The 12197-nt window shown below is 64.2% G+C and carries 10 protein-coding genes; 8 read left to right on the top strand and 2 right to left on the bottom strand.

Features of this window, described 5'->3' with window-relative positions; translation table 11 throughout:
• Positions 1-34: 34 nt before the first annotated feature.
• Positions 35-1105, bottom strand: coding sequence for a glycosyltransferase family 4 protein (locus QYR03_RS08860; RefSeq protein WP_259851616.1), 1071 nt, complete (start codon positions 1103-1105; stop codon positions 35-37).
• A gap of 40 nt (positions 1106-1145) precedes the next feature.
• Here QYR03_RS08860 and QYR03_RS08855 point away from each other — a divergent pair, with 40 nt between their 5' ends.
• The gene (locus QYR03_RS08855; RefSeq protein ID WP_259851617.1) at positions 1146-1910 is read left to right on the top strand and encodes a methyltransferase domain-containing protein; all 765 of its coding nucleotides are present in this window, start codon (positions 1146-1148) and stop codon (positions 1908-1910) included.
• A gap of 7 nt (positions 1911-1917) precedes the next feature.
• On the opposite strand, the gene QYR03_RS08850 is transcribed toward QYR03_RS08855, so the two are convergent.
• On the bottom strand, positions 1918-3732 hold the full coding sequence (locus QYR03_RS08850; protein ID WP_259851618.1) for a phosphoenolpyruvate carboxykinase (GTP): 1815 nt from the start codon (positions 3730-3732) through the stop codon (positions 1918-1920).
• Between the two features lie 305 nt (positions 3733-4037).
• Here QYR03_RS08850 and trmB point away from each other — a divergent pair, with 305 nt between their 5' ends.
• From trmB to QYR03_RS08815, 7 genes are read left to right on the top strand one after another with little or no spacing between them, the layout of a single operon-like run.
• Positions 4038-4829 (top strand): tRNA (guanosine(46)-N7)-methyltransferase TrmB, encoded by a 792-nt coding sequence (gene trmB, locus QYR03_RS08845; protein ID WP_259851619.1) that lies wholly within the window; start codon positions 4038-4040, stop codon positions 4827-4829.
• On the top strand, positions 4826-5497 hold the full coding sequence (locus tag QYR03_RS08840; protein ID WP_301713403.1) for an NYN domain-containing protein: 672 nt from the start codon (positions 4826-4828) through the stop codon (positions 5495-5497). Before trmB ends, QYR03_RS08840 begins: the two co-directional genes overlap by 4 nt.
• A gap of 30 nt (positions 5498-5527) precedes the next feature.
• Positions 5528-7828, top strand: a complete 2301-nt coding sequence (locus QYR03_RS08835; RefSeq protein WP_301713404.1) for an MMPL family transporter — start codon at positions 5528-5530, stop codon at positions 7826-7828.
• Between the two features lie 10 nt (positions 7829-7838).
• Positions 7839-8870 carry a YbhN family protein gene (locus tag QYR03_RS08830; RefSeq protein ID WP_301713405.1) on the top strand — a complete coding sequence of 344 codons (1032 nt, stop codon included), beginning with the start codon at positions 7839-7841 and terminating at the stop codon, positions 8868-8870.
• A gap of 25 nt (positions 8871-8895) precedes the next feature.
• Entirely contained in the window at positions 8896-10353 is a 1458-nt protein-coding gene (locus QYR03_RS08825; RefSeq protein WP_301713406.1) for an FAD-binding oxidoreductase, read from the top strand.
• 35 nt (positions 10354-10388) lie between these two features.
• Positions 10389-11711, top strand: a complete 1323-nt coding sequence (locus QYR03_RS08820; RefSeq protein WP_301713407.1) for a cyclopropane-fatty-acyl-phospholipid synthase family protein — start codon at positions 10389-10391, stop codon at positions 11709-11711.
• Positions 11712-11721: 10 nt separating this feature from the next.
• Positions 11722-12084 (top strand): DUF3054 domain-containing protein, encoded by a 363-nt coding sequence (locus QYR03_RS08815; protein WP_259851625.1) that lies wholly within the window; start codon positions 11722-11724, stop codon positions 12082-12084.
• Positions 12085-12197 lie beyond the last annotated feature (113 nt).

Below are 12197 nucleotides of genomic sequence, written 5' to 3'. Positions count from 1 at the left end.
CTGGGGAAACTAAGTTTTGGGGTTAACATCCTGGCTAGCCGACGACTCGGCGAAGCAGTGAGGCGAATTTCCGGCCGGTTTCCGGCCAGGAGTAGTGGGCGGCGCGGGAACGGGCCGCGTCGCCAAGCGATGCGCGGCGGGCAGCGTCCTCGACGAGGGCACGGACGGCAGCGCGGAACTCGGCTTCGTCGTCGACGAGGATGCCGGTCTCGCCGTCGACGATGGAATCGCGCAGGCCGCCAGCTTCGCGGTAGCCCACGGTAGGCACGCCGTGCTGGCCGGCCTCGACGACGGCAATGCCCCACCCTTCCTTCGCTGACGGCATGAGGTGCAGGTCGGACCGGGCGAGCAGGGCGTGTTTGAGGTCGTCGCCGACGTGGCCGTGGAAGATCACGCGGTCACCGAGGTCGGCAGCATACGTGCGTAGCTGATCCTCCCACCAGCCGGAACCGACGATATCGAGCACGACGCCGGGCAGGTCGCGGACGGTATCGATGGCCTGCTCGATGCGCTTGTGCGGCACAAGGCGTGACAGCACGACGAGGTGAGTTTTGCCGTCGGGCTGCAAAGCAGGAAGGTCGGCGGGGACGGGGTCGACGCCGTTTTCAATGATTGCGATGTCGTCGCGGTTCACGCCGAGCGCGACTAAGTCCGCACGCGACGCTTCCGACACAGTCACGTATTGCGCACCGCGGTACACCCAGGGCGCCAGCTTCGACTCAAGGAACCAGCCCAATCGCCCGATCACGGGGCCAGCGACGGGCCATTGCTCCTTGTGGCAATGGTGGGTGAGCAGCACGACGGGTCTGCGCGTGAATAGCCGCGCGAAGAACGGAATTCCGTTTTGCGTATCGACGACCACGTCCGCCCCACTCCCCCACACCGCGAAAGGAGCACGCAGATAGACCGTGTATTTGCCGCCGAAGCGTTGGAAACGGATGCCGTCGCGAAGCGAGCGGTGCGGCGCGTCTGTGTGGCTGGCGCTGCGGTAGATCACCTCGTGCCCCTGACTGGCCAAGTACGCGCCGACGCGCTCTAGGTAGCGTTCGCTGCCACCGCCTTGAGGGTGGGTGGTGTCGCGCCAGCACAGCAAGAGGATCTTCATCCCGGCTGATCTTACGCGGGCAGGTGTTAGTGTCACTGGAATGGACATCCGGCTGGAACGCACGCGCAACTTAGCCACGTTGGAGCGCGCGGTGGATCTGTTGCGGTCGTTTCGCCTCGAGCAGACACGCCCGGACATCTTCTACCGCGAGCTCGCGGAAGACACGCATGCGCTTATCGACGCGCTAAGCCGCGACATCACCCGCACCGGCCTCACCGACAAACGGATCTTGGATGTCGGCGGAGGGCCAGGCTATTTCGCGGAGGCGTTCGGGGATAGCTGGTATGTGGGGCTGGAACCGTCGATAAGCGAAATGTCGGCGGCTGGTTTGAGCGGTTACGGCGCAGTGCGCGGCGACGGCTCAGCGCTGCCCTTCACAGATGGCGCGTTCGATGTGACGTACTCGTCGAATGTGGTCGAGCATGTGGCGGACCCGCAGGCATTGTGCGACGAAATGCTGCGCGTCACCGCCCCCGGGGGGCTCGTGGTGGTCAGCTACACCGTGTGGCTCGGGCCCTTCGGCGGGCACGAGACGGGCCTGTGGCCGCACTATGTTGGCGGCGATTTCGCGCGGCGGCGCTATGAGCGCATTCACGGGCGTCCGCCGAAGAATGTGTGGGGCGAATCGCTGTTCGCGGTCTCCGCGAAATGGGGTCTGGACTGGGCGGACAACGCGGAAAAAGCCGGCGCGACAAAAATCACCGCGTTCCCCCGCTACCACCCGGGGTGGGCCTGGTGGCTCACTTCGGTGCCGGTGCTGCGGGAGTTCGCGGTGTCGAACCTGGTGCTGGTTCTCCAGGCGTGAGACTCGGTTAGATCATCGAGCGGGACTTCTCCAGCTCGTCGAAGATCTCCTGCGGGACGCGGTCGCCGAGAGTGCCCAGGTACTCCTTGCCCTCCTCGAAGTCGGCGGCGAATTCCTCCGGGTTCACGGCGAGTGCTTCGCGGACGTCCTCGATCGGCGTGTCCAGGCCTTCGAGGTCGAGGTCCTCGGCGCGGGCGACATTGCCGGCGACTGTCTCGTCGGCCTCGACGCGGCCCTCAATGCGGTCGACGACCCACTTGAGCACGCGGGAGTTCTCGCCGAAGCCCGGCCACAGGAAGCGGCCGTCATCGCCGCGGCGGAACCAGTTGACCAGGAAGATCGACGGCATGCGGTCGCCGCCTTCATTGCCGCGGTCGATCCAGTTCTGGAAGTAGTCGCCCACGTTGTAGCCGATGAACGGAAGCATCGCCATCGGGTCGTGGCGCAGGGAACCGACCTTCGCCTCCAGGGATGCGGCGGTCTGGCCGGAAGAGAGCAGGGAGCCGATCATGGTGCCGTGGTTCCAGTCGCGGGCCTCGGTGACCAGCGGGATGGTGGACGGGCGGCGGCCGCCAAAGAGGATCGCGTCGACCTTCACGCCGCGCCAGTCGTCGAATTCCTCAGCCGCAGACGGGCACTGGGTAATGGGAACGCAGTAGCGGGAGTTCGGGTGGGCCGCCGGAGTCGTGGCCTCCGGAGTCCAGTCGTTGCCCTGCCAGTCGATGAGGTGCTCCGGCGTCTCGCCGTCCATGCCTTCCCACCAGACATCGCCGTCGTCGGTGAGCGCGACGTTGGTGAACAGGGTGTTACCCGGCTCCATGGAACGCATCGCGTTCGGGTTGGAGGCGTAGTTCGTGCCCGGTGCGACACCGAAGAAACCGTTCTCCGGGTTGACCGCGTACAGGCCGTCGTCGCGCAGCTTCAGCCACGCGATGTCGTCGCCGACGACCTCGGCCTTCCAGCCCGGGATGGTCGGGGTGATCATGGCCAGGTTGGTCTTGCCGCAGGCGGACGGGAAAGCACCGGTGACGTGGTAAGCCTTGCCCTCTGGGTCGATGAGCTTGAGGATGAGCATGTGCTCGGCCATCCAGCCCTCTTCCTTCGCCATCACGGACGCGATGCGCAGGGCGTAGCACTTCTTCGCCAGGATGGCGTTGCCGCCGTAGCCGGAGCCGTAGGACCAGATCTCCTTGGTCTCCGGGAACTGGGAGATGTACTTGGTGTCGTTGCACGGCCACGCGACATCTTCCTCGCCCGGCTCGAGCGGCGCGCCGACGGAGTGCAGGCAGTGCACAAAATCGCCGTCTTTGCCGATCTTGTCCAGGGCCTCCTGGCCCATGCGCGTCATGATGCGCATGGACATGACCACGTAAGCGGAATCCGTCAGCTGCACACCAAGCTTCGGATCCGGGTCGGAGATCGGGCCCATGCAGAACGGCACGACGTACATGGTGCGGCCCTTCATCGCACCACGGAAGCGCTCGGTCATCTCGGCTTTGAGCTCGTCCGGGGCGACCCAGTTATTGGTGGGGCCGGCGCCGTCGGCGGTCTCGGTGGCGATGAAGGTGCGGGATTCCACACGCGCCACATCGGACGGGTGGGAGCGGGCGAGGAAGCTGTTCGGACGCTTCTCCTCGTTGAGCTTGATCAGCGTGCCCTTCTCCACCAGCTCGGCGGCGAGACGGTCCCACTCTTCCTGGGAGCCGTCAGCGAAGACCACCTTGTCCGGCTGGAACAACTCGACTGCTTCGTTGATCCACTCGATCAACTGCTCGTTCTCGGTGGGGGCCTGCCCCTCCAACCCCTTCACTGCAGCGGTCATTGCTTCTCCTCTGTTTCGTCGGCGGTTCCTTAATTCAGCGTATCGGAGTAGCGCCGTGTCTTGCCCCAACTCATCAACCTCCCATTTAAGCGCCTTGAAACTACAGCCGAGCCACCCCCAAAAGAGTGTGGGTCGATCCCCACTATCGGACACTGTTCTCGCCATTAAGCTGCCTTTACTTAGGCGAGCTTCTCTTTACGCGGGGGTTGTGTGAACGTCCCCCGGCCGCTCATGCGAGGTTCCTTTTGCTTCCCCTAAGCGGGGGGCATCGCGCACAGGAATGTGAGCTGTTGGACAATAACATCGTGAACGAAAACGATCGCAGCACCGAAGGCAGCACCGGAAGGGACGGCATCGGCGAGCTTCCGTCCGGCCGCCCGCCGCAGACCGAGTTCGACACCGGCCTGGATTACCCGCGCCTGGGGTCCGTCACGTTCCGCCGCGGCACGCTGACCGACAACCAGCAGGCGCTTTTCGACGAGAACTGGCCCCGCCTCGGCAAAGTCCTTTCCACCGACGAGGCCGACCAGACCATCGATTACGACGAATGGTTCGGTCGCGCCGGCCACCCGACGATCGTGGAGATCGGCTCCGGCACGGGCACGTCGACGGCGGCGATGGCGCCGCTGGAGGCGGACACCAACATCATCGCTGTGGAGCTGTACAAGCCGGGGCTGGCGAAACTACTGGGCTCCGTGGTGCGCGGGGACATCGGTAACGTGCGCATGGTCCGCGGCGACGGCGTGGAGGTGCTGGCCCGCATGATTGCGCCGGAGTCCCTCGACGGCGTGCGCATCTTCTTCCCCGACCCGTGGCCGAAGGCCCGCCACCACAAGCGCCGCATCATCCAGTCGGGCACGCTCAACCTCATCGCCACCCGTTTGAAGGCGGGCGGTGTGCTGCACGTCGCCACCGACCACGCCGACTACGCCGAGTGGATCGACGAACTCGTCGAGGTGGAGCCGATGCTGGAGTACAAGGGCTGGCCCTGGGATGAGGCCCCGATTCTGACCGACCGCCAAGTGATCACGAAATTCGAGGGCAAAGGCCTCGATAAAGAGCACGTGATCCGCGAATACCTGTGGGTGAAGAAATGACCGATCTGCACACGACCACGCACCCCTACACCGCCGGGGCCGAACCCGGGCCGGACAACCTGCTGCTCGTGTGGGACGCACCGAACCTGGACATGGGGCTCGGAGCGATCCTGGGCGGGCGCCCGACCGCGGCCTACCGCCCGCGTTTCGACGCGATCGGCCGCTGGCTAGCCATGCGCGCCGCCGAACTCGGCGGGGAGACCGGCACCACAGTCGAACCAGAAGCCACCGTGTTCACCAATGTCGCCCCCGGCAGCGCCGATGTCGTGCGCCCGTGGGTGGAGGCGCTGCGGAACGTCGGTTTCGCCGTCTTCGCGAAACCCAAGGCCGACGAGGACTCGGACGTGGACTCCGACATGGTGGAGCACATCCGCCGCCGTCAAGCGGAAGGCGTTCTCCGCGGCGTCGTCGTGGCCTCCGCCGACGGGCAGAATTTCCACGAGCTGCTCGACGAGCTCGCCAGCGACGGTCTGCCCGTCACCGTCCTCGGATTCCACGAACACGCCAGCTGGGCAGTGACCTCACCGACTATTTCGTTCGTAGACTTGGAGGACATCCCCGGGGTGTTCCGCGAGCCGCTGCCGCGCGTCAACCTGGACCAGTTGCCGGAGGAGGGCGCATGGTTGCAGCCCTTCCGCCCATTGTCTGTGCTGCTCAACAAAGGCTAGAGCGCCAGGAGTCGAAGAAGAGGAGGGCCCGTGTTCTATAAGTGGGGCCAGTTTGCCTACCGCCACCGCCGGATCATTCCGGTGGTGGTCATCGCCATCATTCTGCTCATGCAGGTGCTGTGGGGCTCCAAATTGGGCGACCGGCTCTCCCAGGAGGGCTGGGAGGACCCGGGCGCAGACTCCACCACCGCCGCGCAGGTGGAGGAAGAGGTCTTCGGCCGCGACAGCAACGGCGACATCATCATCCTCGTCAGCGGCAACATCAACGACCAAACGGTGATGGCCGAAGCGAACCGGCAGATCACCGCGCTCAAGGAGCAGTACCCGGAGCAGATCGACCACATCAACAGCTACTTCGAAAAGCCGAATCCGCAGCTGCGCTCCGCGGACGGCACGAAGGCTTTCGCGGCGATCGGCCTGAAGGGCGACGGGGAGCAGACGCTGAAAGACTACCGCGCCATCGAGGACGCCCTCAACGACATCACATTGCCGGAGGGCGCAGACGTGCAGATCGCTGGCGCCACCGCCATCGCGGACGCGCTTGATCAGGGCATGGCCGACGACATCGCCCGGGCGGAGAAAATCGGCCTGATTTTCGTTGCTGTCATCTTGCTCTTCGTCTTCGGCGGCGTGGTCGCAGCGGCGATGCCGCTGGTGGTAGGCATCTTGTCCATCCTCGGCTCCCTGTCCGCTTTGTCGCTGCTCGCGCAGGTGCAACAGGTCAATGTCTTCTCACAGTCGGTGATCACGCTGCTGGGTCTGGGCTTGGCCATCGACTACGGCTTGTTCATGGTCTCCCGCTTCCGCGAAGAGTTGGACCAGCGCGGGGATTCCCCGGAAGATATCGAGGCGGCTGTCGCGGAGACCACCACCACAGCGGGAAAGACAGTGTTCTTCTCCGCGCTCATGATCGGTGTGGCCCTGTCGGGCCTGCTGATGTTCCCGCAGGCCTTCCTCAAATCGGTAGCGTACGGCGCGATCAGCGCAGTGGTGCTCGCGGCGATCATCTCGGTGGCGGTGCTGCCGGCGCTGTTCAGCATGTTGGGCCGCAACATCGACAAGTTCTCCGTGCGGCGGACTAGCCGGAAGGCCCGCCGCATCGAGAACACCGTCTGGTACAAGATTCCCGCGTGGGCGATGCGCCACTCCAAGCCGGTCATCGTCAGTGTTGCGGGTGCCCTGCTGCTGCTCACACTGCCGATCGTGGGCATCACCTTCGGCGGCATCAACGAGTCCTACCTGCCGCCGTCCAACGCGGTGCGACAAGCGCAGGACGATTTCAACGAGACGTTTCCCGCCTACCGCACCGATCCGGTGAAGCTCGTCGTGAAGGGTGCCAACAACGACCAGTTCGTGGACATTCTCTGGCAGACCCGCAGCGTGACCGGTTTGGCGTCGCCGATGGAGAAGACCAAGTCCACCCCCGACGGAACATTCGTCATGGCGGGCACGCTGGCTGACAGGAACGGCGGAGAAGACGTCGTCAAGCAACTGCGCGCGATCGACGTGCCGGACGGCGTGGAAGTGTACGTCGGCGGCACCCCGGCGATGGAGGTCGAGTCGATCGAGGCCCTGCTTGAGCGCCTGCCGTGGATGGCTGTGTACATGGTGCTGGCCACGTTCCTGCTGATGGCGGTGCTGTTCGGCTCGATGATTCTGCCGGTGAAGGCGGTGCTGATGAATATCCTGGGCATCGGCGCCACCCTGGGCTTCCTCACCCTCGTCTTCGTCGACGGGCTGGGTGCGGGCGTCCTCGGCTTCACCCCGGGCCCGCTCATGAGTCCGGTGCTGGTGCTCATCATCGCGATTCTGTACGGCTTGTCCACGGACTACGAGGTCTTCCTCGTCTCCCGCATGGTCGAGGCGCGCAACAAGGGCGCGGACACGGACCAGGCGATCAAGTACGGCACGGCGCACACGGGCTCGATCATCACGGCCGCGGCGCTGATCATGATCGTCGTCGCCGCGGCATTCGCGATGAGCGAGATCGTGATGATGAAGTACATCTCCTACGGCCTCATCATTTCGCTGGCGCTCGACGCCACGCTGATCCGCCTGCTCCTCGTCCCCGCCATCATGCACGAGCTGCGCGAGGACAACTGGTGGGCGCCGCGTTGGATCAAGCGCACCGCGGAATCGTTCGGGGAGGGCGGCGACACGAAAAAGCAGCAACAGCAGCAGCTTATCGACGTCCAGTCCCACCCCCGCACCGGCGACATACCCGTCGGGGAGACCGTGCTGGCGAGCCAGCACGCCCGCTCCGGTGTCTCCGCGGACGAGGACACGCAGCTCATCCCGTTCGACGAGCTCATGCGCCGGCTGAACGGGTAGCCCACACACCATGACGAACGCCCGCGCGTGGATCCGCTGGCTGGCACCGCTTGTTGTGCTGGCACTCGTCGCCGTCGCGTTCCGCGACCAGCTGCCGTTTCTGGGTGAGGCATTCGCCGCCCTGCGCGAAGCCTCTCCCGCTCCCGTCGCGGCAGCGGTGCTGTGCGCGACGCTGTCCATCCTGGCGATGGCGGTGGTGATGCGTATCCTGCTCACCAGCGACGGCGTGCGCGTGAACATGGGCAACGCCAGCGCCATCACCCTAGCCAGCAACGCCTGGTCCACCACAGTCCCGGGCGGCCCGGCGATTTCCGCGTGGCTGACCTTCAAAGTGCACCGCTCCTGGGGCGCGTCAGTGGGCCTGTGTGGCTGGTTCTTCGTCATCTCCGGAGCGATGTCGACAGTGTGGCTGGTGGTCATCGGCATCGCCGCCGTGATTTTCCTCGGCGCCCGGTTATCGGTGTGGGCGCTCATCGGCTCGCTCATTGTCGCTCTCGCCGCGATCACGGGGTTGTTCTGGGCAATCTACAACCCGCACATCCTCCGCCGCTGGGTCCGCTACCTGCCGCAGAAGGTACGCGACAAAGTCGCCGACTTCGTCGACCAGCTCGCCGCGATCCGCATGACGCCGGGCGCTTTCCTCGCCGCGGCGACGTTCTCCTTGCTCAACCGGCTCATCGACGCCACCACCCTCTACTTCTCCACCGCCGCCGTCACCGGGACACTTCCCGGCCTCACCGCAGGCCTGAACGAGACGACAGTGCAGGGCGTGGCGTTGGCGTTCATCATGACCAAGCTCGCCGGCTCAGCTCAGGTCACCCCGGGCGGCATCGGCACCGTCGAACCCGTTGCCACCGCATCACTCGTCGCGTCGGGCCTGACGCTTGTCGATGCCACCGCAGCTACCCTCATCTACCGCATCATCTCCTTCGCCCTGATCACCGCCATCGGCTGGGTCATCTACCTCTTCGCCTACGCCGGGAAGGGCTTCATGATCGGCCGTGCCGAACAGGGGGAAGGCACCGAACCCCTGCCAAATTGATCAATCAGGTCTAACGTGGCCTTATATGAACGCATTGGGTCGCAGTGTGGACTGGCAACAGGTGACTCCGGTGGGGTGGCATGCCCATCACCAAGGCGTCGATAAGCTGTTGAGCTCTTTCAACGCCGTGCCGAAGGGGCAGCGCGTGCGGTTAGCGAAGACAACGTCGAACCTCTTCCGCTCCCGTGCTGGCGGCGGGGCAGGGTTGGATGTGAGCGGACTCGGCGGGGTGATTGAAATCGACCCGGTCGACAGGACAGCGGACGTGCAGGGCATGTGCACCTACGAGGACTTGGTGGACGCGACACTGCCCTTCGGCCTCGCTCCCCTTGTCATCCCGCAGCTGAAAACGATCACGCTCGGCGGTGCCGTCTCCGGAATGGGCGTGGAATCCACCAGCTTCCGCAACGGTCTACCGCACGAATCGGTGCTGGAAATGGATGTGCTGGTCGGCACCGGCGAGATCATCACCTGCTCACGCGAAGAAAACGTGGAACTATTCCGCGCATTCCCCAATTCCTACGGTTCACTGGGCTACGCGGTGCGACTGAAGATCGAGCTGGAAGAGGTCGCGGACTTCATCGAGCTCGCCCACGTTCGGTACAGCGACCTCGCCGAATTCCAGGATGGTCTGGCACAGGCCGCAGCCGACCGAACATGGGAAGGCCGCCCCATTCACGGCCTCGACGCCGTGGCATTTTCCCCCGACGAGCAGTACATCGTGCTCGCCTTCCAGACGGATGAGGCACCAGGGGTGTCCGACTACACCCGCGACGCGATCTACTACCGCTCCCTGCAACACCCGGCAGGAATCAAACACGACTTCGTGACCATCCGGGATTACATCTGGCGCTGGGACACCGACTGGTTCTGGTGCTCCCGTGCATTCGCGGCCCAAGAGCCGACGGTGCGCAAGATGTGGCCGCGGCAACTTCGCCGCAGCTCCTTCTACTGGAAGCTGGTTGGGCTGGACAAGAAATACGACCTGGAATACCGGTTTTTGAAGAAACCGAAGAACCTGCCCCGCACAGAACGCGTCGTGCAGGACATCGAGGTCACCGATGCCCACCTCGCAGAATTTCTGCAATGGTTCTTCGACGCCAGCGACATCGAACCGGTGTGGCTGTGCCCGATCCGTCTCCGTGACGGTGTCGACGAACTCGCCGGACGTGGTCTACCCCAGTCCGAGCCGTGGCCGCTTTACCCTTTGAAACCGGGCACTACCTGGATCAACGTTGGCTTCTGGTCCGGCGTCCCAGCCGACCACGTCTCACCGGCGCAGGAGCCGGGTGCCTTCAACAAGATCATTGAGGCGAAGGTCTCCGACCTTGGAGGTCACAAATCCCTCTACTCGGAGGCTTTCTACAGCCGGACTGAATTCGAGAATCTCTACGGAGGCCGCTTACCGGAACAAATGAAAGACCGGTACGACCCCCAGCGCCGGTTCCCAGGCCTGTACGAGAAGACAGTGGAAAACGCCTAGAGCTACGTCACACCGCACCCTGAGGAGGACACAGCATGATTGCTGGCAACTTGAACAAGAATTTCACGCCCATGACCGTCGCCGAGATCGTGGACACGCTCTTTCCCGCCGGCAGCCCGTTCCGCTGGGAGGCCTTCGACGGGTCCGCCACCGGCCCCGAGGACGCTGAGCACACCGTGCGTGTGACCAGCCCGGCGGGCCTGTCCTACATCGCTACCGCACCCGGCGACCTAGGGCTCGCGCGCGCCTGGGTCACAGACGGTCTCGTCGTCGAGGGTGAGCATCTGGCTCACCCATACGGGATCTTCGACCACTTGCGCACCCTGTACGACAACTACTCCCGCCCGGATATCGCCACCGGCCTGCGCATCGCGCGGTCCCTGCGGTCCATGGGAGCGATTCAGATCCAGCCGGTCCCGGAGGCGGAACAGGCATCATGGCTGGAACGCCGTCTGCGCCAAGGCCTTTCCCGCCACTCGAAAGAGCGTGACGCCGATGTCATCTCTTCCCATTATGATGTCGGAAACGATTTCTACGAGCTGTTCCTCGGCGAATCCATGGCGTACACCTGCGCCTACTACCCCGCCCCGGACGCCAGCCTCGACGAGGCGCAGGAGAATAAGTTCCGGCTCGTATACGAGAAATTGAACCTGCAGCCGGGCGACCGCCATCTGGACATCGGCTGCGGTTGGGGTTCCATGGTGCGCTACGCTGCGCGGCGCGGCGTGAAATCCCTTGGCGTGACCCTGTCGAAAGAGCAGGCTGATTGGGCGCAGGCGAAGATCGAGGAAGAGGGACTAGCGGACCTCGCGGAGGTTCGCCACCTCGACTACCGGGACGTGGTCGAGTCTGATTTCGACGCGATCTCCTCTATCGGCCTCCTAGAACACATCGGCGTGGACAACTATGCCTCCTACTTCGAATTCCTCGCCGGCAAACTCCGTCCGGGAGGAGTCATGGTCAACCACTGCATCACCTATCCGGACAACCACAAGACCAAGAGTGGCGACTTCATCGACCGCTACATCTTCCCCGACGGGGAGCTCACCGGCTCCGGCACCGTGGTCAAGAACATGCAGGACCACGGCTTCGAAGTCTTCCACGAGGAGAATCTGCGCTTCGACTACATGCGCACCCTGCACGACTGGTGCGAAAACTTGAAGGTCAACTGGGACCGCGCAGTTGAGCTGGTCGGAGAGAACACCGCCAAACTTTGGGGCATGTACATGGCCGGTTCCGAGTGGGGTTTCGAGCACGATGTGGTCGAGCTGCACCAAGTCGTGGGCATCAAGCTCGACGAGAACGGCTCCCGCGCCGGTACCCCCGAGCGGCGCTGGTGGAACGACTCCGTTTTCTAGAATGGGGCGTATGAAGATCTCCAGGACCACCGCCATCGCCATGGACACCCTCGCCATCGCTGTCTTCGCGCTGCTTGCCCGCATCGCGCACCAGACCGACGAGATGCCGTTGAATTTCACCGGCTGGCTGTCGACGTTGTGGCCGTTCCTGGTCGGTGTGGCACTCGCCTGGGTGATCGTCACGTTCGCCGGGAAGGCGGAGGGTGCGCGCAGCGGGGTGCTCATCTGGCTGGTAACGGTCGCCACCGGCCTGATCATCTGGGGCATGAAAAATCAGCAGCTGCCGCACTGGTCCTTCATTGTCGTGGCCAGCGTGATGTCGGCGCTGCTGATGTTGGGGTGGCGCGGCGTTGCGCGCCTGATCAAGCGTTAACGCTTAGAACGGCATCTGGCCGTTGAACGGCATCTGGCCGTTTTGGATCGAGCGGACGATCCACACGATGTAGTTGATGAGCTCGGAACCGAGATCCAGAACGCTGCTGAGCA

The organism is Corynebacterium sp. P4-C1, from assembly GCF_030503595.1.
GTDB lineage: Bacteria > Actinomycetota > Actinomycetes > Mycobacteriales > Mycobacteriaceae > Corynebacterium.
Note: the sequence above shows the minus strand (reverse complement) of the source record. Positions and strands in the feature narration are given on the sequence as shown.

Bases quoted from the DNA above. Each gene is read 5' to 3' on its own strand.
- QYR03_RS08860 (WP_259851616.1), bottom strand. From the start codon at position 1,105: ATGAAGATCCTCTTGCTGTGCTGGCGCGACACCACCCACCCTCAAGGC.
- QYR03_RS08855 (WP_259851617.1), top strand. From the start codon at position 1,146: ATGGACATCCGGCTGGAACGCACGCGCAACTTAGCCACGTTGGAGCGC.
- QYR03_RS08850 (WP_259851618.1), bottom strand. From the start codon at position 3,732: ATGACCGCTGCAGTGAAGGGGTTGGAGGGGCAGGCCCCCACCGAGAAC.
- QYR03_RS08840 (WP_301713403.1), top strand. From the start codon at position 4,826: ATGACCGATCTGCACACGACCACGCACCCCTACACCGCCGGGGCCGAA.
- QYR03_RS08830 (WP_301713405.1), top strand. From the start codon at position 7,839: ATGACGAACGCCCGCGCGTGGATCCGCTGGCTGGCACCGCTTGTTGTG.
- QYR03_RS08825 (WP_301713406.1), top strand. From the start codon at position 8,896: ATGAACGCATTGGGTCGCAGTGTGGACTGGCAACAGGTGACTCCGGTG.
- QYR03_RS08820 (WP_301713407.1), top strand. From the start codon at position 10,389: ATGATTGCTGGCAACTTGAACAAGAATTTCACGCCCATGACCGTCGCC.
- QYR03_RS08815 (WP_259851625.1), top strand. From the start codon at position 11,722: ATGAAGATCTCCAGGACCACCGCCATCGCCATGGACACCCTCGCCATC.